General features: G+C 59.6%; 19 protein-coding genes and 1 tRNA gene. 9 read left to right on the top strand and 11 right to left on the bottom strand.

Translation table 11 applies throughout. The features are described 5' to 3' along the window. Nucleotides 1-22: 22 nt before the first annotated feature. The gene (locus COA55_RS00690; RefSeq protein WP_290500120.1) at nt 23-1,459 is read right to left on the bottom strand and encodes a phospholipase D family protein; all 1,437 of its coding nucleotides are present in this window, start codon (nt 1,457-1,459) and stop codon (nt 23-25) included. A gap of 239 nt (nt 1,460-1,698) precedes the next feature. Between COA55_RS00690 and COA55_RS00685 the strand changes: the two genes are divergently transcribed. Continuing rightward, nucleotides 1,699-4,323 (top strand): DUF6351 family protein, encoded by a 2,625-nt coding sequence (locus COA55_RS00685; RefSeq protein ID WP_290500118.1) that lies wholly within the window; start codon nt 1,699-1,701, stop codon nt 4,321-4,323. Between the two features lie 305 nt (nt 4,324-4,628). On the opposite strand, the gene COA55_RS00680 is transcribed toward COA55_RS00685, so the two are convergent. Together COA55_RS00680 and COA55_RS00675 are read right to left on the bottom strand one after the other, a co-directional pair. Further along, a complete protein-coding gene (locus tag COA55_RS00680) occupies nt 4,629-6,440 on the bottom strand; it encodes a beta-ketoacyl synthase (RefSeq protein ID WP_290500116.1) in 1,812 nt (603 codons plus the stop codon). Nucleotides 6,441-6,795: 355 nt separating this feature from the next. After that, on the bottom strand, nt 6,796-7,977 hold the full coding sequence (locus COA55_RS00675) for an acetyl-CoA C-acyltransferase (protein ID WP_290500115.1): 1,182 nt from the start codon (nt 7,975-7,977) through the stop codon (nt 6,796-6,798). Nucleotides 7,978-8,287: 310 nt separating this feature from the next. Here COA55_RS00675 and COA55_RS00670 point away from each other — a divergent pair, with 310 nt between their 5' ends. The 5 genes from COA55_RS00670 (at nt 8,288) to COA55_RS00650 (ending at nt 11,480) form a co-directional block, all read left to right on the top strand. Continuing rightward, nucleotides 8,288-8,875: a Fe-Mn family superoxide dismutase gene (locus COA55_RS00670; RefSeq protein WP_007151159.1), complete on the top strand. Its 588-nt coding sequence runs from the start codon at nt 8,288-8,290 to the stop codon at nt 8,873-8,875. Between the two features lie 189 nt (nt 8,876-9,064). After that, nucleotides 9,065-9,616: a hypothetical protein gene (locus COA55_RS00665; protein WP_290500113.1), complete on the top strand. Its 552-nt coding sequence runs from the start codon at nt 9,065-9,067 to the stop codon at nt 9,614-9,616. Between the two features lie 62 nt (nt 9,617-9,678). After that, entirely contained in the window at nt 9,679-10,539 is an 861-nt protein-coding gene (locus COA55_RS00660) for a hypothetical protein (protein ID WP_290500111.1), read from the top strand. Nucleotides 10,540-10,635: 96 nt separating this feature from the next. After that, nucleotides 10,636-11,340 carry a hypothetical protein gene (locus COA55_RS00655; RefSeq protein ID WP_290500109.1) on the top strand — a complete coding sequence of 235 codons (705 nt, stop codon included), beginning with the start codon at nt 10,636-10,638 and terminating at the stop codon, nt 11,338-11,340. 55 nt (nt 11,341-11,395) lie between these two features. Next, nucleotides 11,396-11,480: transfer RNA gene (locus COA55_RS00650), tRNA-Leu, on the top strand. A 139-nt stretch (nt 11,481-11,619) separates the two neighbouring features. Here COA55_RS00650 and COA55_RS00645 read toward each other — a convergent pair. The 3 genes from COA55_RS00645 to COA55_RS00635 form a co-directional block, all read right to left on the bottom strand. After that, the gene (locus COA55_RS00645) at nt 11,620-13,845 is read right to left on the bottom strand and encodes a TonB-dependent receptor (protein WP_290500108.1); all 2,226 of its coding nucleotides are present in this window, start codon (nt 13,843-13,845) and stop codon (nt 11,620-11,622) included. A gap of 104 nt (nt 13,846-13,949) precedes the next feature. After that, nucleotides 13,950-14,930 (bottom strand): FecR domain-containing protein, encoded by a 981-nt coding sequence (locus COA55_RS00640; RefSeq protein ID WP_290500106.1) that lies wholly within the window; start codon nt 14,928-14,930, stop codon nt 13,950-13,952. After that, a complete protein-coding gene (locus COA55_RS00635; RefSeq protein ID WP_290500105.1) occupies nt 14,927-15,451 on the bottom strand; it encodes a sigma-70 family RNA polymerase sigma factor in 525 nt (174 codons plus the stop codon). Before COA55_RS00635 ends, COA55_RS00640 begins: the two co-directional genes overlap by 4 nt. A 206-nt stretch (nt 15,452-15,657) precedes the next feature. On the opposite strand from COA55_RS00635, the gene COA55_RS00630 reads away from it, so the two are divergent. Beyond that, nucleotides 15,658-16,158, top strand: coding sequence for a transcriptional repressor (locus COA55_RS00630; protein WP_290500104.1), 501 nt, complete (start codon nt 15,658-15,660; stop codon nt 16,156-16,158). A 99-nt stretch (nt 16,159-16,257) separates the two neighbouring features. Continuing rightward, complete coding sequence (locus COA55_RS00625; RefSeq protein WP_290500103.1) at nt 16,258-16,497, top strand: hypothetical protein; 240 nt, start codon at nt 16,258-16,260, stop codon at nt 16,495-16,497. A 263-nt stretch (nt 16,498-16,760) separates the two neighbouring features. On the opposite strand, the gene COA55_RS00620 is transcribed toward COA55_RS00625, so the two are convergent. From COA55_RS00620 to COA55_RS00600, 5 genes are all read right to left on the bottom strand, one after another. Further along, complete coding sequence (locus COA55_RS00620) at nt 16,761-17,708, bottom strand: patatin-like phospholipase family protein (protein WP_290500102.1); 948 nt, start codon at nt 17,706-17,708, stop codon at nt 16,761-16,763. A gap of 2 nt (nt 17,709-17,710) precedes the next feature. Beyond that, on the bottom strand, nt 17,711-19,195 hold the full coding sequence (locus COA55_RS00615; RefSeq protein ID WP_063520976.1) for an NAD(P)/FAD-dependent oxidoreductase: 1,485 nt from the start codon (nt 19,193-19,195) through the stop codon (nt 17,711-17,713). 13 nt (nt 19,196-19,208) lie between these two features. Continuing rightward, on the bottom strand, nt 19,209-19,982 hold the full coding sequence (locus tag COA55_RS00610) for an SDR family NAD(P)-dependent oxidoreductase (protein WP_063538371.1): 774 nt from the start codon (nt 19,980-19,982) through the stop codon (nt 19,209-19,211). Between the two features lie 12 nt (nt 19,983-19,994). Continuing rightward, entirely contained in the window at nt 19,995-20,603 is a 609-nt protein-coding gene (locus COA55_RS00605) for a TetR/AcrR family transcriptional regulator (RefSeq protein WP_290500100.1), read from the bottom strand. 250 nt (nt 20,604-20,853) lie between these two features. Then, nucleotides 20,854-21,354 carry a DUF1289 domain-containing protein gene (locus COA55_RS00600; protein ID WP_063520973.1) on the bottom strand — a complete coding sequence of 167 codons (501 nt, stop codon included), beginning with the start codon at nt 21,352-21,354 and terminating at the stop codon, nt 20,854-20,856. Between the two features lie 305 nt (nt 21,355-21,659). On the opposite strand from COA55_RS00600, the gene COA55_RS00595 reads away from it, so the two are divergent. Further along, the gene (locus tag COA55_RS00595; protein ID WP_063520972.1) at nt 21,660-22,190 is read left to right on the top strand and encodes a DUF2846 domain-containing protein; all 531 of its coding nucleotides are present in this window, start codon (nt 21,660-21,662) and stop codon (nt 22,188-22,190) included. Nucleotides 22,191-22,327 lie beyond the last annotated feature (137 nt).

The following is a 22,327-nucleotide window of genomic DNA, read 5'->3' as shown; positions in this document are numbered from 1 at the left end:
GGCGCTCCTACGGCGTCTACCCCTAAAAACTGCTCCAGCCAGTGAATTCCATTCCCCGATACAACCAGTACTTCCACACCGAGTCATCCGCATACACCGCATAGTCGGTGCTGTGCTTTTCGTCGTAACGGTTTTCCCAGCGCCGTTCAAAGGTGTCGCTGGCCTGTTGCATGATGGCGTGGTCGGGGGCAGCGATCAGACGCACGCTACTTTCCAGATTCAGGTTGTCCAGATTACGCCGGGTGTAGTTGGCGGAGCCGAGGATCAGTTCGGCGCTGTTGGCGCTGCGCCGCAGCAGCATCTTGGTATGGCATTGTTCACCCTGGGTGTTGCACCAGCGCACCGGGATGCCGGCGTTGTGCAATTCACTCCCCACCTGGCGGTTGGGTATCCCGTTCTTCTCACGCCCGAAGGCATCCTTGTTGGGATCCAGCAGGACGCGCAATTGTACGCCCCGTTGCTGTGCCGCGAGCAGGGCCTCCATCAGCGGGCGATGGGACAGATAGAACACGGACACATCAACCTGGTCGCCGGTCTGGCTGTGGTTGAGGGTTGCCAGCAAGGCATCACGAATGGCGCCTTCGGTGAGTAGTTGCAGGCGGGCGTCGGCGGCCGGGTCAGTCGGTTGTGTTGGCAAGGTGGGGAGTGTGGGCAGTCGGGTGGCGGTCAGCTCTGCGACAGCCAGTTCACTGGCCAGCAGGTCTTTGACCGCATTGCCCTGAAAGCGTAAGCCGATATTGCTGTGGGCGCTGCTGCCATCGTGTGCATTGGCGGAGGTGACCAGGCCGGTCCAGTGTTCACCTTCGTCCACCACCAGGGTCTTGCGGTGATTGGCCTTGAAGTTCAGCAGTGTCAGGTAGCTGCGCAGGGAGACCTGTCCCGGCCCCATGGGATTGGGCAGCCAGCCCTTGTCCGGGTTGTTGCCCAGCCACTGGCAGCATACCCGCCACAGGCCGGACCAGCTGGGGTTGGAGTCACGCAGTGCCGGCAAAGGTGTGGTGACGACGGTGATGTTGGCTTTCTTCAGGCGCGTAAGGTGCTTGCTGTGGAACCCGCCATAAAGCGTATTGATGGGGTCGGTGATGACCACGATTGGCATTGTCGGGTGGCTGGCGCGCCGGGCCAGCAAGGCGTCGGTGAGCTCGCTTGACAAGGCCCGGTCGCTCTCGTTGGCAGTGCCCTGAAAATCGTTGAACAGGAACATGTCGACCACGATGAGTTTTTCCGCCTGACCGATTAAGCGGAAGAATTCGTCGAAAATATGTTGTCGGCTGAGCCGTTTGCTGCTCTCGCCTTCACCACTTTCCCAGGTATCGTCCACCAGCAATTTGAGCCCGTGCACTGCATGGGTTTCCCCTTGCACGTTCAACCCCGCAGGAAGCGGCTTGTAGCGGTGCCAAAGGGCGGTGCTGGCGGTCAGGGCAACCAGCATCAACAGGGCGAGTTTCAGGCGGGTCATAGGCAGTCCTGTGCAGTGGATGGGGCTACCTTATCAGTTAATGGGGTGTACGCCATTCGGACCTGTTTTCCTTTCTTTTTAAGTGGCACATTCGTGCAACATTCTGAAAAGAATGCCGCCAAACCGGTAACCATGGCACTACCGCACCGCAACAGTAAGTCGGATCGCTGTCCATGAGAATGGGTTAACAATAATGTTAACAACAGTGAGCTGGCCCGCGCGTCGGCTTGGAGTGTCCCATGAAAGCCCTTTCTCGTTTGCTGGCTGCTGCCCTGGTAGTCCTGTTGGCGGCGTGCGGTGGTGGCGGTTCTTCATCGTCCCCCGCCGCCAGTAATCCGGTTGCGAACACTCCCGATCCGGACATTCCCGAGCCCCCGCGAGCCGGGGAAGGGGAGATCAGGGTGCTGTCCAACCGGGCGGACCTGATCAGCGACGGCGACGCGCTGGTGGAAGTGGTTCCCGCGGATACGGCCTTGTTGGATGGCGCAGTGGTGCGGCTGGGCGACACCGAGATCACCGACCAGTTAACCCGTATGGAAGACGGTACATGGAAAGGCCTGATTGATGGCCTGGCACTGGGTGAGAACGTGCTGACTGTGGTGCTGGCGGATGACTCGGTGCTGGAGCAGACGATCATTAATCATCCCAATGGGGGGCCGGTGATTTCCGGGCCGCAGATTCAGCCCTGGCAATGCACCAATGCGGCGGCGGTGGATGCCCAGTGCAACCAGCCGGCTGAGTACAGCTTCAAGTATGTGCCCGCCGACAAGTTGCAGAATTTGCTGACCAATTTTGATCCGGAAAATCCAGGGATTCCCGGCGCCTTTCAACCTTACGACCCCGCCAATCCACCGGCCCAGGCTGCCATTGCCCGGATCACCACGGATGCGGGTGTGGAGGTGCCCTTTATCGTGCGCATGGAAGAGGGCGTGCAGAACCGGGATCGCTACCTGATCATGACCCTGTACCAACCGGATCAACCCTGGACCGCGCTGAACCCGCAGTCCCAGTGGAACGGTAAATTGCTGATTCACCACGGCGGTAACGTGGGCGTGAGCTATGGCATGGGTAACCCTCCCCGAGGTGATATCGCCGGTACGGCCCCGGAAGGTGCAGAGCTGTTGCTGGGTGACAGTATCACCACGGCGCTGGGGCGCGGTTTCATGACCCTCTCCACCGCCCAGGGGAACCTGGGACATAACGGCAATCTGGTGACGGCGGCGGAATCACTGATGATGGGCAAGGAGCGCATCGTCGAGCAGTACGGTGAAATTCGTTACACCATTGGCACGGGATGTTCCGGTGGTTCCATCACCCAGCAGCATGTGGCCAATGCGTATCCGGGCATTTATCAAGGCATGATCGTGCAGTGCTCCTACCCGGATGTGTGGACCACGGCCACCCAGTTCGCCGATTACAACTTACTTAGCCAGTATTTCGGCAATCAGCTGCCTTCCGACCCGCAAGGCTTTCAGGATGTGGTCACCCGGTTGTTGAGTTCCGGGGTGATTCCCGCTGCGCAATGGTCCGCGTTCTATGGCCATCTGCCGTTGAATCCGCTGGTCTCGGATCTGGCCTTTTTCCCGGCAGCCTACCCTGACCAGCAAAGCTGCCCGGGCCTGGAAGACGGGGTGACCGTCTATGACGCCCAGGATGCCCCGGATGGATTGCGTTGTGGCTTGCTGGATTACATGAAGTCCCAGTTCGGGCTGCGTTCGCCAGAAGTGTGGTCTGCGAACGAACAACTGCTATCGCGGGGATTCGGGGGCATTCCGCTGGATAACGTGGGCGTTCAATATGGCCTGAGGGCGTTGCAGAGTGGTGTGATCACCGGTGACCAGTTCCTGAAAGTGAATCGGGAAATTGGCGGCTTCAATGTGGATATCGACTACCAGCCGGAGCGCACCGTGGCCGATAGCCAGGCGCTGCACAATGCTTACCGCACCGGTGCCATTAATACTGCCGAGCACCTGGCCAATGTGCCGATTATTGATCTGCGCGGCCCGGATCCGGGTATTGCCCACGATGCCTATCACTCCTGGCAGATGCGCGCCCGCCTGGAAAAGACCCAGGGGCACGCGGATAACCAGGTGATCTGGTACGGCCCGGCGCCATTGTTTGGTGATACGGTTTATACCACCGAGGCGCTATTGGTGATGGATTTGTGGCTGTCGCAAATTGAAGCGGACACCTCGGCATTGAGCATTGAAGAAAAAGTCCGGGAGCATAAACCGGTCTACGCCCGTGACCGTTGTCTGTCGGTGTCTTCGCTGGTGGGCCCGGAAGGCCCTATCGTGCCGCTCAGCGGTAACCTGCTGTACCCAACCCCGATTCTGCCGGGGCTGGACCTGTCGTTGTTGCCGGCGGCGCCGGCAGAGGCGGGCGTGGTGGTGGATGCGCTGACCGGCCAGGTCTGCGGGTTGGACCTGAGTGAACTGCCGGTGGTGTCCGATATCCCCGTGGTGGGCGATCTGCTGGGCACTGTGGCGGATTTGTTATCGCCGATTACCGATCCCTTGGTGGGCCTGCAGCAAACCGTAGTGCAGACCCGTTTTGGCACCCCCCGCACGGTGGCTGGTGACAGCATTGAAACCCTGACCAACAAGTGCCAGCTCAAACCGGTGGACCCGGCGGACTACCCTCTGGCACTGGATCCGCAAGGGTTTGCCGAGCAGGTGGCCGAGGTTTTCCCGCAGGGGGTGTGTGATTACAGCAAACCGGGGGAAGGCGTTGCACCCACCGAAACCTGGCTGCAGTACGGCGATGCGGAACAGGTGATTTATGGTGGTGAAGCGCTGCCTGGCGATGCTCCTTCGTCAGGGCAGGGCTGGGCGTCGCCCGCGTTTGAGGTGGAGATTCGTTGATCTTCAGTGGCTCTCAGCATATTGCCAGGACCCGGGTCTGGCGTAATGCTGTTCACTTAGGAAAAGCAGCGCCGTGCCAACATCTTCGTCATGCGAGCATGACTTCCCACCAATCCCGACGTTTGAGCGGGTTGTGGGAAGCGATGTTTACATCGCGAAGGCCCAAGGTCTGGCACAGCATCTCAAGTGAACGGTATTACGGGGTTGGCGGGCCCGTTGGTAAGCCTGTTATTTGCTACCCATCCCTTGGCCGCCGGCCTGCGATCGTCGCTTCGTTATCCGTTGCCTGCTGAATGGCGATGGGGTTACTGGTCGTTAAGCTGGAAATCCTTGAAGGCCATATCGTCATCAAAGGTCATGACTGGGCCGTTATTTAACTGCACCGCCTTATCACTCAGGGTGACGTGCTCATCTCCCAGTACCCCCTCGTTAAAGCGGTAAACCGGTTTCGGTGCCTCGGTCAGGCAGTGGTCGCGGAAACGGGCCTTGGCCTGCAGCACCGGGTCCCGTGCCGTCTGCCAGTGTGTTATGGCCTGTTGGCCATGCCGTTGCCGCAACAGGCTTTCCGTGACCGTCGGTGATAGCGCCACGGCGGTGGCGTTGTTACCGCCGAAGCCCTTGGAATTGATCAGCGAGGCCTGCAATGCATCGTGGGGTTGATGCTCCAGGCAGAAATTCAGGTGATCGCGGTGCACATCGTCGGCAATGTGGTCCACGGTGCGAATGCCCGGCAGCCAGCCCTGGGCAAAACTGCCCAGGGTGGCAGACAGCTGGTCGCCGCCGGCACTGCCCAGGGAATGCCCCACATAGGCCTTGATGGCGACCACCGGCCAGTGCTCAATCCCGAAGGCCTTGGCGGTACGCTCCAGAATCACGGATTCGGTGATCCGGTTCTGCGGCGTGCCGGTGCCGTGGGCGTGTACAAAACTGTGCTGGCGTAGCCCTTGTTCGCCGATCAGCTGGCGGGTGAGGGCTGCGGCCTTGCCCACAGTCAGGTAGTTGCCCACACCGGGGGCTGAGATGGATTTTTTGCCGCCATCGGCATGGATGAACACATCCGGCACGGCGCCGAGAATATCGGCCCCCAGCTCCAGCGCCAGGGCATCGTCCATCAGCACCGTGAACTGGGCGGATTCCGCCATTGTGAAACCGCAGTTCTCCGAGAACGGGCGGCAGGCCCGGTTCAGGTCGGCGCTGGCGGCGCCGTCCAGGGCGGCCAACGCCTGATCCTCCGCCAGTGCTCCCATGGCCCGGTATCCCTCCATGATCTCTGGCACCAGCGGTGCTTCGCTGGTGCCCACAATGGCCACCCGCACCCGGCCACTGCGAATGGCATGGACGCCTTTTTCCAGGTTATAGAGGAAGGTGGCGCAGGCGCCGAGCATGCCTCCGGTGGTGCCGACGGAGTGCAGCACATAGGCATTGAGAAAGTCGGCGGTCATTTCGCCCAGCCCCAGCGGCACCTGTTTGGAGGTGATGCGCTGGCCGTTGGGCGGGAAGCGCATGACGCCGCCCAGGCCGTTGTCATCCATCTGTGACATGGCATTGCTGGCGTATACGGCGACTTGATCCGGGCGTACCCGATCAGCCACCTGCGCCCAGTCCATGCCCAGATCACCCAGTGCGTCGCTGATGCCGAAAATGGCCATTTGCAGTGCGCGGGGATGATTGCGGGAGGCGTAGAGCGCGCCGGGATCGAAACCGTCCGGCAATTGGCCGGCGGCGCTGACCCGGCGAGGCGTGTCGTGGGGCACCCGCAGGCCCAGCCCGGCGGGCAGGGTGACGCGGCTGCGGCGCTTGTCCACGGCGCTGACCTGCCAGCCCGGAGGCAAGGTGTCGGGCAGGTCCATATTGCGCATTTCCAGCGTGATGGGGGCGTCGCTGGTGCCGGCGAGGGCGGCGTGGAGCTGGTGGCTGTCGGGGAGTGCGCGGATCAGGGTGCGGGCCAGCACGGTCTCGCTGTCATTGCCGGTGAGTCGGGCCAGCGCGGTTCGCGTGTCGTTTTGCTGGGCCTCATTCAGGGCATCGAAAACAAGCCGCTGGAAAGCGAAATGCTGGGCACTGCGGCCGGCGGCATTGATGCCGCCCATGGCGGTAATAACGGGTAATGCTGACATGGTGCTCCCGGGCTTATGCTCAACCCAAAACGGTGACTAGCCGGTCAGGGTACAGGTGAAATCCGGGTTTGCGTATACGACAGAGGGCGAATCCGGTCAGGAAAGTGCAACAGAATTTGAAAGTGAAAGCGGATGTTTCGGGGTGGGCACGGTTGATAGTCGATGGCGAACGCGGTTGCGGCGGTCGGTGGTGAGGAATCAAGGGGCATCGCGAGGTACGAGTTTCGAGTAGCGAAAAGCTTTTACGGGTTTCGTCACTCGCTTCTCGTAACTCGGTACTTGGTCATTTTCCAACAAAAAACGGGGCCCGAAGGCCCCGTTTTTGTCTGGCATCAAGCGTCCAGCGTCAGGCGTCTCACACCAGCTCGATAGCCACTGCGGTGGCTTCGCCGCCGCCGATACACAGGCTGGCCACACCGCGTTTGCCGCCGGTGCGCTTGAGCGCGTGGATCAGGGTCAGGATGATGCGTGAGCCGGTGGAGCCCACCGGGTGACCCAGGGCACAGGCGCCGCCGTGGATGTTCACTTTCTCGTGGGGAATGCCCAGATCGATCATCGGCATCATCGCCACCATGGCGAAGGCTTCGTTGATCTCGAACAGGTCTACATCGTCCACGCTCCAGCCGACCTTCTTCATTACCGCTTCGGTGGCACCGATGGGGGCAATGGTGAACTCGCTGGGGTGCTTGCTGTTGGTGGCGTGGGCGAGGATGCGGGCCAGCGGCTGCAGGCCGCGCTCGTTGGCCACGGATTCACGGGCCAGTACCAGCGCTGAGCCACCATCGGAGATGGAGCTGGCGTTGGCGGCGGTGACGGTGCCGTCTTTGGCGAAGGCCGGGCGCAGGGTGGGGATCTTGTCGATCTTGGCGTTGCCCGGTTGTTCGTCAGTGTCGACAACCACTTCACCCTTACGGGTCTTCACGGTCACCGGCACGATTTCGTCCTTGAACCAGCCGTTATCGACGGCCGCATTGGCGCGGTTCAGGGATTCGATGGCGTAGTTGTCCATGTCTTCGCGGGTGATGTTGCGCTTGTCGGCCACTTCCTGGGCGAAAGAGCCCATCAGGCGGCCAGTTTCTGCATCTTCCAGGCCATCCAGAAACATGTGATCAAAGATCTGGCCGTGGCCCATGCGCATGCCGGCGCGGGCTTTGTCCAGCACGTAGGGGGCGTTGGTCATGGATTCCATGCCGCCGGATACCACGATGTCGTTGGTGCCAGCCTTGATGGAATCGTAGGCAAACATGGTGGCCTTCATGCCGGAACCACACAGCTTGTTGATGGTGGTGGCGCCGGTGCTGTCCGGCAGGCCGGCCAGACGCATGGCCTGACGGGCCGGGCCCTGTTTCAGGCCGGCGGGCAGTACACAGCCCATGATGACTTCCTGTACGTCCTCGGCTTGCAGGCCGGCGCGAGCGACCGCTTCGCGGATGGACGCGGCACCCAGTTCCGGGGCGCTGACAGCGGACAGGGAACCCTGGAAACCGCCCATGGCGGTGCGGGCACCGTTTACAATGACGACTGCATCATCAGACATGTTTTTCTCCTGCCAAACAGTTGAAGGCGTTAACAGAACGCAAAAGAAACGTCCCGGAACGTAAAAATTGGGGCGCATTGTACTTGAAACAAGGGCGTTGCGCCCCATCTGACAAGGACCTGCCGGTCACGTATTGCTGGCAAATGATAGGTTTTGTCTATGATACCGAAAGGCAAAGCCTTGCCAGAGTAGAGAACACGACCGGTAGCTTGTTATTATCGTTCGGCCGCAGGCCACCGGCAGGTTGTCTGCGGGGAATTTCGGCCCGTTGCAATGAGCAATGGGACAACATGATGTCAGGGGACAAATTATGGCTTTTGAATTACCGCCGCTTCCGTTCGAGAAAAATGCACTGGAACCGCATATTTCTGCCGAAACGCTGGAGTATCACCACGGCAAGCACCACAACGCCTACGTGACCAAGCTGAACGATATGGTTGCCGGCACCGACAACGAAGGCAAATCCCTGGAAGAAATCATCAAGAGCGCCGAAGGCGGTCTGTTCAACCAGGCAGCCCAGGTATGGAACCACACCTTCTACTGGAACAGCCTCAGCCCCAATGGCGGCGGTGCTCCCAGTGGTGATCTGGGCGCAGCCATCGACAAGGCGTTCGGTTCTTTCGACGAGTTCAAGAACCAGTTCAATGCCAAGGCAACCGGTAACTTCGGTTCCGGCTGGACCTGGCTGGTGAAAAACAGCGATGGCAGCCTGGAAATCGTCAACACCGACGATGCGGACACCCCGATTGCCCACGGCAAGGGTCAGGCCCCGCTGTTCACCGTGGACGTGTGGGAGCACGCCTACTACGTGGACTACCGCAACGCCCGTCCCAAGTATCTGGAGTCCATCTGGAACCTGATCAACTGGGATTTCGCCGCCAGCAACTTTGCTGCATAAACCCGGTTGGGTAAGCCTGAAGGGGTCTTTGCAGATACCGTTCAGGCAATGAAAAGGGCCGCTTTTGCGGCCTTTTTTGTGTCTTTATGGCGATAGAAGGGTAAGTTTGGTAGCGTCCGACAGGCTCGGGATCTTGTTGGCCGGATGACGGTCAAATTCCGGGATAATGATGACAATAACAGGTGTTGTATGCGTTTTATTGGATTGGTGATGTTGCTGGCCGGCTTGTGGGTGACTCCGGCCATGGCAGCCGAACAGGCGAGTGACACAAAAACAGCGCAAACAAAGAGCGCTGACGAAGCAGAAAAAAGCCCGGAGCAGCAGGCCATGGATAAACTGGCCGCTGCGGGAATTGGTGAAGCGATAAAGGCGATCAAGAAATTTGGCAGTTTTTACCCTTTCGGATTGGTCCAGAAGGGGGATTCTGCGCAGGCAATGACTTATACAGGTGAAAAAGAGGATGCTCCAGCGCCAGAGCAATGGGTGGAGGTTCTGTACAGAAAGCTTCAAGAAGAAGGGAAGAAAAAGCCGGATGTGGACATGCTGGCTTTATTCCGACTGCATGAAATCAGCGATGATGAAGGGAACCAGGTAATCGGTGTTTGGGCCCTCGTCGATCATCGGGATGTGCGGCCGTGGGTTATTTTCCTGCCATTTCTTGAGAAAGATAACGGAAAATACGAACCGGGCGAGCCAGTCTACTACCCGACCGACCAATCGCTGTTCGATCATTCAGAGTAACGTTGACAGCCAACGTTGAGATCAATAATCAACCAAACGGGGTGTCCCCCGGGAAGTAAAGCATGACGCGAGATCGTGAAGTCAATCTTGGTGACCTGAATGACGTTGCTGTTGATGAACCCCGAGCCAACACATCCGGTGCGGCGTCGGGTGGCAATGGCAAAAAAACGCCCCCCAGTGGCGGAAAACCGACGCCGAAACCGCACAAGCCGGCGCCCTCTGGTGGTGGCAATGGTGGCTGGATGGCCGCGTGCCTGGTGTTGGTCGTGCTGATCGCTGTTCTGGGTGTCTGGTTCAGCAAGCAGGTCTCCGGGTTGCAGGCGCAGCTGGATAACCGGTTGACGGAATCCAGTGAAAAAATGGGCAACCTTCAATCCCGTTTGTCGGCGACCGATGAAAGCCTCAACCAATCCTCCGGCAGACTGCTGGATACGGTTCAGACCCACGGCAAGAAGCTGGAAGCGAATGAAGATGAAATCCGCAAATTGTGGGATCTGAGCAACAAGCGCAATAAAGCTGCCATCGCCGAGCAGAAAAAGGCTCTGAGCGCCCTGTCCTCCTCGGTCACCGAGGTCAAAAAAGGCCAGGCGGGTGTGGACGGTAAATTAAAAAATATCAGCAGCGATGCCGCGGCGCTCAAAAAACAGGTGGAAAGCGCGGTGGCAGCGGTGAACAAAAGCAGCGACCAATGGCAGAGCCAGATCGGGCAAATGCAGACACGGGTGGAAGTGCTGGTGGACAGCATCAAGCAGCTTGAGCGTCAGCAAGCCAGCCTGAAAAGCGGTCTGGACAAGGTGGAAAAAGCCCAGGGCAAGATTTCGACACTGGACGCCCGGGTTGACGACGTTGAAGCCGCAGTGGCAGCGTTTGATGCTTATCGTCTGCAGGTCAATAGCCGTCTGGATTCACTGGAAGGCCGTTGATTGTATGACCGGCAGTAGCTGGCGTTCTCCGGGGGGAGAGGCCGGCTCACTGGCAGATTGAGTGAAATAAACAATAATCAAAAAGAGCGTTTTGCCATGGCAAAGATGCCGCATACCCCGTTGTCGGAAAGTAAAGCAAACCGTTTACAGGGCCTTAATCAGGACGTGTTGGCGGTTGCGCCGCCGGCCCCGTTACCGGATACCGAATCTGCACCGTTTATTTCTGCACCACGGCAGAGGCCAGTCGGCATGTCAGAAGGCGGGCGCTCCAGGCTGCTTTGGCTGTCACTGGGGCTCGCCCTGGTGGCCACATCGCTGGCGGTGGTGTTGTGGTTGGAGCAGCGGTCCAGCAGCCGTGAGTTGAGTGAATTACGTCAACAGTATTATCAACTGGCCGCTGATCTGGCAGAACAGAAATCGGCTCGTCCGGTGGCTGTTCAGCCTGCGGGGGGAGCCGCGGATGTGGCAGCGTCAGTGCGTGATGATTTGCGTCAGCTGAGCGCAAAGGTGCGCGGGCTTACTGTGGCGGTGGCCAAGCTGAATAGCACGGATAACGGGGAGACGACGGTGGCGCTGGAAAAGCGCCTCAACGGTTTGAGTGCCAGCGTCAAGGCGCTGTCTTCTCGCGTTGCCTCACTGGATAGCCGGCCCCGGGCGCAGCCGGTGGCGCAATCCGCACCACAAACTGCAACACAATCCGCACCACAATCGGATGATTCCCGGCTGAACACTCTGCAAAACCGGGTCAGCAAAATCGATCAGGATCTGCAGGCGCTCTACCGTATTCTGCAAGGCGGTTAACCGGTTGGCGGGGGGCTGGTAATTAGCCGATAGCCTGCTAGAATAGCCGCCCACTGCGCCAGTGGTGGAATTGGTAGACACGCCAGATTTAGGTTCTGGTGCCGAGAGGTGTGAAGGTTCAAGTCCTTCCTGGCGCACCATCACAAAGAAAGGCCGCAACAGTTTCCTGTTGCGGCCTTTTGCGTTTTTGCCCCTGAAAAAATGCGATCACTTGCAGCAACGCTGCCAGCGGCTCCGCCATCGGGCTGGGAGAGCCGCTGGTCTTCTGGTGCTCAATCATTAGAAGTTGTAGCGAACATCCATGTTGATGGAGCGGCCCGGTTCCAGCAGTGGCGCCACCGTGGGGAACTCCTGGCCATAGCTGGCGCGCTCGGTGTATTCCTCGTTATTCAGGTTGTCCACGGACAGGCGCAGTGACAGGGCATCGATCGGGGTGTAGTTCACGTACACGTCGACTACGGTGTAGCTGTCCTGTTTTTCCCCAAGCCCACGTGACTCCAGGTCATCATTCTCCAGGGCGATTTCCGTGGTCAGGCCCAGGGCCCACTGTGCGTTCGGCCAGTAGAGCTCGCCGCTGATGGCCACCTGTTCACCCAGCGGTACGGTGAAATAGTTACCGTCGTAGGAGGTGGCGAATTCGTCATCCATTTTCGATTCGATATCGGCATAGGTAACAGAAAGTCGGCCAAGATCGGCACGGTAACCAACGGTGGTGTCGAAGCCGTTGATATCAAAGTCCGAGAACAGATCCGGGCCGCCACGATAAGTGGGAACGCGGGCATCGCGCAGGCCGGTTTCAAATTGATTCGCTTCGAGGAAAAAACCGTTCCAGTTGGCTTTGAACCCCACGGTGTGGTTGTGGGACTGCACCGGCTTCATGTCGTTGTAGACCCAGGCGCCGTTGAGAATAAAGTTCTCGGCCAGCGCCGTGCCACCCCAGACATCGGCGTAACCGGCATTGATGGCAAAGTGTTCGTTGAAATGAAATTCGGCGAAGACGTTGCTGCTGGTGCCTTCGTCTTCATGGCTGGAATCATCGGTGCCGGTGAAATCCTGCTGGTCATGGCGCAGGCCGTAGGACAGGTCCAGGCGCTGGAACAGCGTTTGGCGGAACTGCACGAAGGCGCCGGTATTTTCGGCCTGTTCTTCCAGGTCCGGGTCTCCCGCGTACTGGAATACAGCGCTATCATCGTAGTAGTCCATGCCGGCAGTGATATCAACGAAGCCGGTGTGGAAAGTGTTTTTGGCGGTGGCCGAGACGCTTTCGGTGATGCCGGTGTATTCCACGGTGGTGTTGGGGGCGGCCAGTGGATTTTCACTGGTCACCAGTTCGGTTTCGTTATTGGCGACAGTCACTTCCGGGTTCCACAGGCCACTGCCTTTCAAGCGGCTGTAACCGAGCACGGTGTTTTGGCGGGTCAGGTCATAGTTGCGTGATGCCGGTACTGGCCGCCCGGCGGTGAGGCCGGAAAAATTGGCTCGATAGGGGCGCTCGGAATCGTCGTTGACCACTTCGTGGCTCAGTTCGATTCGCCCGACGTTGGCATTCTCGTAGGCCAGCTTGGCCAGGCCGCTGAGCAGCCCGGGCTCGGTGTAGGGCACGTTATCGCCGTTGGCATCTTCGTAGTGATTGCCCTCTACCTGCTTCACATAACCCAGCGCTTCGAAACCGTTACTGCGACCGAACAAGGAGCCGGCCGTGGTGACGGCATCGCCATTGGAGGCATAGCGGCCGTTCAGGAAGCCACCCAGGTTATCACCAGGGGCGAGCATATCGGCCACATCCACGGTTTCATATTTTAGCGCACCGCCCAGTGCACCGGGGCCGTCGTCGGCAGAGGCGACGCCGGCGGCGGCACTGGCGGACTTCAGAAGAGAAGGGTCGATCAGGTTGGTGGCGTTGTGGTGGAACACCTTGTTGTTCTGCCGGGCGCCATCCACGGTGACCAGCATGGCAGTTTCTTCCACACCGCGTACATAGACCTTTTCGTTGACCGGTATGGAGCCGCCCACAGAAACGGAGGCCTCGTTCTTGAACAGGTCCTTGGTGTCCTGGGGTTGTGCCCGTGAAATATCACTGTAGTCATAGCTGACGATGTTCTGCAGATTGTCGCCGCGGGCGGCGCTGACTTTGACAGGTTCCAGGGTGGATGCTCGGGTGTTGGCTTTGGCCAGGGCAAACGATCCATCCGGCTGTGCTTTTGCCACCAGGCCGGTGCCGGCGAGGATCCGGCTCAGGCCCTGTGCGGGGGTGTAGCTGCCTTGCAGGCCCTGGCTCTGCTGGCCTGCGGCAAGCTGGATGTCACCGGCAATCAGAGTGCCGGAGGCAGTGGCAAAGCGGGCCAGCACAGTATTGAGCGGCCCCGCCGCGATATTGTATTGCTGCTGGCCGGTTTCTGCCTGGGCAGGAAGAGCCAGGGTCAGGGTGAGGGGAAAGGTCAGGCCCATGGCAAGGCGCAATGTCATTGCCCGCAATACGGGTCGGGCAGGTTGGTAACGGCTCACGGTCACTCCAGTGTTGTCAGGATTGTGGTGCCCCTTTTTGGTGGGGCTTACTGACATATCGAATAGCGCCCAGGAAAGCGGAAAAGTTTTTTCGGTTTTTTTGCTCAGGGGGTGGCGGGGGCGATATTGGTCCAGCCGGGCAGGGGCCGGGTGACCCGGATGGGCAGCGCGGATGCGAGCATGTCCAGAGCCTGCTGTGGATCGGTCAGCGGGAAGCCCCCGAACACGCGCAGGTCGGCGGCCGCCGGGGACAGATTGATGTAGCCATGTTGGTAGCGCCGGAGTTCATCGACCAGATCGCCCAGGCGGATATCGTCTGCCGCCAGAATCCCCTTGTGCCAGGTTTCCCGTGCGGGGTCGGCGGGCTGAATCGGTTGCAGGGCGTTGGCGGAAAAACGGGTTTGTTGCTGAGGGTGCAGTACGATTTTCTGCCGTGCCTGGTTGGTGATTTCCACCGCGCCGTCGTAGACCGCGAGGAAGGTTGTGTCTGTTTCCCGGCGTACCGTGAAACGGGTGCCCAGTGGCTGGAGCTGACCTTGCGGTGTGAACACCACCAGTGGGCGCGGGTCCGCCTTGCCGGTTTCAATCAGCACTTCGCCCTGTATCACCTGGATGTGTCGCTGGGGGCCGTCCAGTACGGTATTGATGGCGCTGTTGGTGTTCAGCCACAGGCGGCTGCCGTCGGCCAGTTCCAGGGCGCGGATTTCGCCCATGCCGGTGCGATACTGTGCGTTCCAGCCTGCCACCAGGGTGGGCAGTGGCGTCTGTCGCCAACTCACCCAACCCAGGCCGCCGGTACTGATGACCAGGGCCAGGCCGGTAATGACGCTGCGGCGCTGTATACGGTTGTGGCGGGCCTGTTTCAGGGTGGCTTCGGTATGCGCCGGGTGGTTGGCACTGGCGGTGCTGAACTGTTGTTCAATGTGCTCCACCATTTGCCAGCCGCGCAGGTGGTCCGGGTGCTGGCGGAGCCATTGCTGCCAGCGAAGCTGGTCGCTTTCGCCGGCCTGCCCGGAGCGCAGCAGGGCAAACCAGTCGGCGGCGTCACTGAGAATCTGGTGATCAATGTGTGCTGCGCCGTTCATGGCTGGGTGCCTTCCAGTCGGGCCTGCAGGCGCAGGCAGGCAAGCATGGCTCTGGAGAGGTAATTGCGCACGGTCCGTTCGGATACGCCCAGCTGTGTGGCGATTTCCTTGCCGGTGAGGCCATGCACCATGGACTGGATAAAGGCATGAGCTACCGCCTCAGGTAAGCGGCGGAGCATGGTGTCGACTTCCACCAGGGCTTCCAGTGCGGCGGTTTGCTGTTCTGCGGACGGGCTTTCCGGTTCGGGCAGGTGGAGCAAGGTATCCAGCCAGGCCTGCTCAATTTCCCGGCGCCGCCACAGGTCTACGCACAGCCCCCGGGCCATGCGGCTCAAGTAGGCACGGGCGGTATGATGGTGCAGGTGGCGAGGTTTGCTGAGCAGGCGAATAAAGGCGTCGTGGGCCAGGTCGGCGGCATCATCGCGGCTGCCGAGACGCCGCTGCAATATGCCATGCAGCCAACTGTGGTAGTCGGTATACAGCGTGTCCACCGACAGGGATTCCTGCGTCACCCCGGACATGATCCCGCCCCCCAGCGTTGTTCTGTAAAGAATGAATGCTGAATACTATTTGAGAATGGATATCATTACAATAATGAGAATGAAACGCATAGTGTGACGCCTGCCCTGGTTTGCGTTTTTATCCGAGAAAAAATGTCACCATCGGTGGGCGTCATTCGTCTTCTATAGAGACAAGGAAAAAATGCGCGATGCAGAAGGAGCTGAAGATGGCAGATAAAGGCATGGATGAGGCCCCGGGGCTGACCGTTCAGGTGAGTGAGGGAAAAGAACGTGGCGGGGCGGCCAAGAGTCATGAGCAATGGTTGACCGGGGCGGGGCTGAAAGCCACGTTGCCGCGGGTGCGGATTCTACAGCACCTGAAAACCGCCCACGATGAGCAGCGCCATCTGGGCGCTGAAGAAATCTATGCCCGCCTGTATCAGGCGGGGGAAAGAATCGGTATCTCAACCATTTACCGGGTGTTGCTGAATCTGGAGCAGGTGGGGCTGGTCACCCGTCATCAGTTTTCCCAGGGCGCGGTGAGCCGCTGTGTGTACGAGCTGTCATTCGGTGAACGCCATGATCATATGGTGTGCGTGGAAACGGAGCGGGTGATTGAATTCCGTGATCCGGTCATCGAGGCGCGGCAGGAGCAGATTGCCCAGGCCCACGGCTATGAGGTCGTTGGCCGGGAGCTGGTGATCCGGGTTCGCCGCATCACGCCGTAGCCGGCAGGGCGCGGCGCTTGTCAGACCAGCGGTCTGCCCGTGTCTTGTGCTTGCCCGGCTGGGTGGGTACAACCATACATAGACAGTATGGGAGGCACGGTGCGAGATACGATAGAAGACCGCCATGATCACAATAACAGTCACAATCGCCGCGAAGAGACACCTCGCTCGCCGCTACGGCGCGTGCTGGAAAAAGAAAAGTTGATGCTGCTGGCGTTGGTGATGTTGGTCGCGGGCGCGCTGATGCTGGGCTTCTTTGCCCATTCTGAGGGAATCGAAGCTCGCTCGGCGTTAAAAAATATCCAGCTAACCCTGACTCAGGCGGCCGATTCCCTTTAGCGGTTTGGCTGCGACTCCCGTCCCGATGGCAAGGCTGCGCTTGCCCGGGAAAGCAACAAAGCCAGGGTGTTCCCGTAATACCGTTCACTTAAGGTTCTGTGCCAGACCTGAAGCTTTCGCGCTATAAACATCGTTTCCCACAACCCCCCCTCTAACTTCGGGATTGGTGGGAAGTCATGCTCGCATGACGAAGGTGTTGGCGCAGCGCTGCTTCTCTTAAGTGAACAGCATTGGGGATGACCCGGCCTGCTTTCGTTAGTCCATCAGCCAATAGCCATGCGCACCGTGTCTGCGGTGGTGATTTGCGCGGTGTCGTAGACCTGTCGGCGTCGTTTCGGGTCCATCATGTTGTAACCGAACGCGGTCAGATCCTGCGCATTGGGCTCGATGCGGATGACGCGTTTGCCGCTTTTTTCCAACAAGGCGACTTCCCGGTCCACGATTGCGGTCATGTAACGGCGTACCCGCCGTTCTATCTTCATCAGGGGGGAGCGGGGCTGGTCCGGCTGGCGTGAGGCCATGGGGGCCAGCACGATCACTTCATCCACTGCACTGTCGGCCAGCAGGTCTGCGGAAGTGGGGGAGGCGACGCCGCCATCAATGTAGGTGCGGTCGGCCACGGTGACCGGCGGGCACCAGAACGGCACCCCATAGGATGCGCACACCGCATCGGCAATGGTGGCGCTGGGCGCGCCGCCCTTGCCGAAAGGAATCCGTTTGCCGCTGTCAGTATCCACCGCCATGATCCAGGTGGCCGGATGGCTGACCCAGTCTTTGCCGACGGTGACGGTATTGACCAGCTGACGGAAGGGCGTCATGTCGAACTGCCCCCGTGGCAGCAGCCCGCAGATCGCGGTCAGTGGTGAAATCTCGCCGCGCAATCCTTTCAGTGCCAGTTTGGCGCCGGTAAACCGGGCCCCGGGCAAGGGCGGAAGTGCGCCGCCGGTATCGGTGTCGTGGTCCCATTGGCAGCGATCGCTGGTGCCTTGCTGGCAGTCGCGCAGTTGGGCCACGGACACGCCGCTGCCCAGCAGGGTGGCGAGCACGGCGCCGGCGGAAGTCCCCACCAGAATGTCCGCATCGCGGGCGTCCCAGTTTAGTTGCTGCTCCAGCTGATGGAGGGCGGCAATGGACCAGGCGCCGCCGGCGACGCCTCCACAGCCGATGACTAGGGCGCGGCGGGGTGAGGAAGAAGAAGCCGTTTTGCTCATGATCAGAATACCTTTTGGGTAGCGGGTGTCAGGGTGTAGTTGTCCGCGTCGAAGGTTTTCAGCAACCGTTGCATTTCCAGTGTGCTCCAGGGGAAGCCGACACTGTTCAAGCCGTTCTTGTCCAGGTAGTAACTGGAGCAACCGCCGGTGTTCCAGACCGTGCCCTGCAGGTCTTTCTGGACCTTGCGATTGTACTGCTGCTGCACCTCGGCCTTCACTTCAATGCGGCCCAGCTGCTGTTCGCGCATGGTGGTCAGGGTGCTGACGATGTAGTTGATCTGCGCTTCGATAACGATAAAGGCGGAGTTGTGGCCGATGCCCAGATTGGGGCCGAGCACCATGAAGGCATTGGGCAGGCCATTGATGGTGGTGCCCCGGTAGGCCTGCATGCCGTCTTCCCACATCTGGCTGAGCGACTCGCCGGCATCATTGAAAATATGGTTGGCGATGGGCGGCTCGGTGACAAAAAAACCGGTGCCGAGAATCACGGTATCCACCTCGCATTCGCTGCCATCCTGGCCGATCAGCGTGTTGCCACGGACTTCTTTCAGGCCGGTGTGAAAGACATCCACATTGGGCTGGTTCAGGGTCGGGTAGTAGTTGTTGCTCATCAATACGCGCTTGCAGCCAAGGGTGTAATCCGGGGTGAGCTTGGCGCGCAGCGTTGCGTCCTTGATGGCCACTTTCAGGTGCGCCAGGCCCAGCTTCTGGATCTGCCGCAGGATGGCCGGGCGGCGAAAGCCGATGCCGAAGGTTTCAAAACCGCCGTAGAGCATCTTGCGCCAGGCGCTCAGGGTGAACGGCAGGCGGAAGAAGTTTTCTTCGATCTTGGGAATGCTGTGATCCGGCTTGGGCAGCACCCATTGCGGGGTGCGCTGGAACAAGGTCAGGTGTTGGGTTTTCGGTTGTATTTCCGGGACGAACTGAATGGCGGAGGCGCCGGTGCCCACCACCGCCACGCGCTCGCCGGTCAGGTCGTGCTCGTGGTCCCAGCGCGAGGAATGAAACAGCTTGCCCGCGAAGTTTTCCAGGCCGGGAATTGCCGGAATAATCGGTTCGTGCAGATAGCCGGAACAGGCCACCACGGTGCGGGCCCGATACAGCTGATCAGCGGTTTGCACTTCCCACAGGTTCTGGCTCTCGCGCCATTGCGCCCGTTCTACTGCCTGGTTGAAACGAATCGATGCAGGAATATCGTAACGCTCAGCGGTATCGCGGACGTAATCGAGAATTTCCGCCTGGCCGGCAAAGGCCCGGGTCCAGTCAGGTTTCTGTGCGAAGGAATAGGAATACAATGCCGAGGGCACATCGCAGGCGCAGCCCGGGTAGGTATTGTCTCGCCAGGTGCCGCCCAGGTCGGCGGCTTTTTCCAGAATCACAAAGTTCGCGAACCCGGCTTCCTTGAGGCGAATGCCCAGGCCGATGCCGCTGATGCCGGCACCGACAATCAGGGTGTCATAAATCGGAGTGTTGGCTTGCTGTGTCATGGTCGGTCCGTGGTTACTGGTTCGGTTGCGGGCTGAAGAAATCCATCGCCCGGTTGGTCAGATTCAGGTTGGCGACTTGCTTGGCGAGGCTGTAGATATCCGGGTAGATCACCCGGGCGCCGCTCTTGCGGAAGGTCTTGTAAATCCGCTCAGCCAGTACATCCGGCTTGCCGGTGGGGATATAGCGGGACACCGGGCCTTTTTTCACCTGGCTGCGGGCATGGCTTTCCAGTCCTGATTGGATCGGGCCTGGGTAGACGGTGATCACATTGACGCCCTGTTTCTTCAGATCCAGACGGGCAATTTCCGATGCCAGGCCGATTCCCGCCTTGGCGCCGCCGTAATAACTGCAGCCACGAATCGGTACGCGCCCGGCCATGCTGGCCACATTGATCACGCAACCGTGACGGGCCTCCACCATGGCGGGCAGCGCCAGGTCCATCAGCCGCATGGGTGCGGTGAAGTTGATATCCAGCAGACGCTTGCCCTTCTCCCAGCCGGTGCCGGTAATGCTGATGATGTCCATGATGCCGGCGCAGTTGACCAGCACATCCACCGGCCCGCGACGGTCCTCCAACGACTGCCACCAGGCGGGCAGGGCGTCGATATCTGTCAGATCACAGGTTTCTGCCTGGGCTCCGTGTTGCTCGGCAGCTGCAGCCAGTGCCTCTGCATTCAAATCGACCAGGGTGATGCGGGCCTCGGGGTGGTGTTGTCGAAACTGGCCGGCAAGCTGGCCGCCAATAGCGCCGGCACCGCCGGTAATCAGGATATGGGTTGGGGTCATGGCTATCGTTTCCTAGTGATCGTGATTGGCAATGGCGAGCCAGCAGGCGTCTCTTGCCTGTTTAAGGTCATCATCGCTGAGTGTCAGGTAGCCCAGCCGTTCGGCTTTGAATATGCCAACAAAGGCGCCCCAGAACAGGGCGATGGCCAGGTCGGGTTTCATGTGATTGCCGAGCAGGCCGGTGCGCTGGCCTATGATCACCATCATTCCCAGCGGGATGAGCAAGGCCTGTTCGCGGCGGCGGCTTTCTTCGGTGAGGTAGCTGTGGTGATCCTGCATTTCCAGAAACTGGAAGGCGTCCGGTTCATCCCGGGCAAAGGCGGTGAGCCGTGCCCAGAGGGTGTCGAACAGGGCGCGGGAGGGATGCATCAAGTCCAGATCCGTGAGCAGACGGTCCTGCAGCCGCTGTTTGCTGTCCTGGAATACCGCATTGATCAGGGATTCTTTGTTGTCGAAGTAGCGATATAGCGTGCCGACGCCCACCTCGGCCTCCGTGGCGATGGGGGGCACCGGCGTGCCGTGCAGGCCGTGCTTGGCAAACACGCTCAGTGCCGCACGGATAATCTGTTCCCGCTTACGGGACTCTTTGGCAGGGGCGCTGGTGGGGGAAGCGTTGGCCATATCAAGCTCGCACAGAAAGTGAATGAATGATCATTCCGCAACTGTGCCAGTGAATGGTGTATTGGTGAAGGGCTGTTTCGGTCAGATGGGGACAAATGACAGGAGCAAGTGGCGAGCTTCTAGCGGCGAGTTAAAACAATGATCCTTCAGGTGTTGGCGCTTTTTTGCGTTTCGTTGTTGCTCCAACGAATGCCTTGGCGATCATGTACTAGAAGCTAGAAGCTAGAAGCTAGAAGCTAGAAGCTAGAAGCTAGATCAACCCCTTCTCCCGGGCGGCGTGCTCGGTGAGTTCTGCTACCAGAGTCACCGGGCGGGCGTAGGAACGGTCGTAGTGCGCCTGGGACAGGGCGTGGCATTCGGCGCTGATCTGGTCGTACAGCTGGCGCGGGGTCATGGCTTCGGTGGGGGGGAGGGCGTGCAGACCAAAGTGGTCGTAGGGAATCATCTTGGAACCCGCAGCCTTGAGCAACTCTGGTACCCAGCCCTGGGGGGACAGCTGGGTCTGATAGCGCAGGTTCTGGAAATCGAGCTCGGCGGCCAGGCGGTCGGCGTCCGCTACCACAAAGTAGTTGTCCACCACCTGACACAGCAGCAGGTTCAAGCGCCGCCAGACGATGGTCTTTTCCTCGTTGGTATAGCCATTCCAGTGCACCACCTCGTGGCTGAAACGGCGACAGCCACGGCAAACCGTGTCACCGAAAACGGTGGAACAGACGCCAATACAGGGGGTGTGGATTCGATTTACTGCCATGGCGAAATCCTAACAGAAAACCCCGGCTCTGGGAGAGCGGCGCTGGTCGGTTGCCGGTAAATTGAGCGCTTGCCCGCCACGCCGTATGGGGCGGGCCCCAGAGCCGGCATGCCGGGCCTCTCGCGCTTGAGCAATGCGGGTAAATCGGCCATAGTTGGGCCATCAAAATGCTTTTATATTGCACGCAATAATAAACAGGGCCGATCCGGGAGCACCGGATATGGCAACGCTGGAGAATAATAATGCGATTGGCTGTGCTGCTGGCGGCTTGCCTTTGGGTTATTTCGGGTTGTTCTGGAGTGGGAATGGGGATTCCTTCCACCCCCGGGGCGTTCCTGGATGCGCCGAAGGGGAAAACCTTTGCCCCCATGGATACGCTCGATCCACGTAATGCCATGGTCTATATCTACCGTCCGATTACCCGCTGGGGCTACGAAGAAGTCCAGGCGCCGGTATTTTTCATGGATTCCTCCCAATTGTTCGGCCTGAAGGCCGGTGCCTATGAATGGCTGGAACTGCCCGCGGGCACCCACGATTTCTATGCTCGCCGCCCGCTCAGTGTGTTGTATCTGAAGATGGTGTTTGAGATGCCATTGAAGGTGGATGGTGGGCAGGAATACTTCTTCCGCTATTCGGAAACCCGTCCGTTGGATATGGAAGAGCTGGTTGCCAACCCGGAAGACTACCAGCAGGCCGGGCCACTGCAACAGGTGCCCCGCGCGCTGGCGCTGCGGGAAATCGCCGATCTGCGGCTGGATGAGCCGGGGGTGTATTACGGTGGCAGTGGCGTGAAAGAGAAGCGCTGGGCGCCGTTTTATACCTATTCGACGGAATAAGCAGCTATGAGCTGCGAGCTTCTAGTGGCTAGGTGAACAGTAAAAAGCCCCGAACGTTCGGGGCTTTTTACTGTTGGGCGGTTGTTTTATTCGTATCTTGGGCTATCTTGCTGCTCGTAGCTCGTAGCTCGTAGCTC

Source organism: Alcanivorax sp. (assembly GCF_002733835.1).
In the GTDB taxonomy this organism is placed as follows: domain Bacteria; phylum Pseudomonadota; class Gammaproteobacteria; order Pseudomonadales; family Alcanivoracaceae; genus Alcanivorax.
The sequence above is the reverse complement of the archived record's forward strand: the minus strand, read 5'-3'. Positions and strand labels throughout refer to the sequence as shown.

Coding starts and splice junctions, on each gene's coding strand:
- COA55_RS00690 (WP_290500120.1), bottom strand. CDS start 1,459: ATGACCCGCCTGAAACTCGCCCTGTTGATGCTGGTTGCCCTGACCGCC.
- COA55_RS00685 (WP_290500118.1), top strand. CDS start 1,699: ATGAAAGCCCTTTCTCGTTTGCTGGCTGCTGCCCTGGTAGTCCTGTTG.
- COA55_RS00680 (WP_290500116.1), bottom strand. CDS start 6,440: ATGTCAGCATTACCCGTTATTACCGCCATGGGCGGCATCAATGCCGCC.
- COA55_RS00675 (WP_290500115.1), bottom strand. CDS start 7,977: ATGTCTGATGATGCAGTCGTCATTGTAAACGGTGCCCGCACCGCCATG.
- COA55_RS00670 (WP_007151159.1), top strand. CDS start 8,288: ATGGCTTTTGAATTACCGCCGCTTCCGTTCGAGAAAAATGCACTGGAA.
- COA55_RS00665 (WP_290500113.1), top strand. CDS start 9,065: ATGCGTTTTATTGGATTGGTGATGTTGCTGGCCGGCTTGTGGGTGACT.
- COA55_RS00660 (WP_290500111.1), top strand. CDS start 9,679: ATGACGCGAGATCGTGAAGTCAATCTTGGTGACCTGAATGACGTTGCT.
- COA55_RS00655 (WP_290500109.1), top strand. CDS start 10,636: ATGGCAAAGATGCCGCATACCCCGTTGTCGGAAAGTAAAGCAAACCGT.
- COA55_RS00640 (WP_290500106.1), bottom strand. CDS start 14,930: ATGAACGGCGCAGCACACATTGATCACCAGATTCTCAGTGACGCCGCC.
- COA55_RS00635 (WP_290500105.1), bottom strand. CDS start 15,451: ATGTCCGGGGTGACGCAGGAATCCCTGTCGGTGGACACGCTGTATACC.
- COA55_RS00630 (WP_290500104.1), top strand. CDS start 15,658: ATGGCAGATAAAGGCATGGATGAGGCCCCGGGGCTGACCGTTCAGGTG.
- COA55_RS00620 (WP_290500102.1), bottom strand. CDS start 17,708: ATGAGCAAAACGGCTTCTTCTTCCTCACCCCGCCGCGCCCTAGTCATC.
- COA55_RS00615 (WP_063520976.1), bottom strand. CDS start 19,195: ATGACACAGCAAGCCAACACTCCGATTTATGACACCCTGATTGTCGGT.
- COA55_RS00610 (WP_063538371.1), bottom strand. CDS start 19,982: ATGACCCCAACCCATATCCTGATTACCGGCGGTGCCGGCGCTATTGGC.
- COA55_RS00605 (WP_290500100.1), bottom strand. CDS start 20,603: ATGGCCAACGCTTCCCCCACCAGCGCCCCTGCCAAAGAGTCCCGTAAG.
- COA55_RS00600 (WP_063520973.1), bottom strand. CDS start 21,354: ATGGCAGTAAATCGAATCCACACCCCCTGTATTGGCGTCTGTTCCACC.
- COA55_RS00595 (WP_063520972.1), top strand. CDS start 21,660: ATGGGGATTCCTTCCACCCCCGGGGCGTTCCTGGATGCGCCGAAGGGG.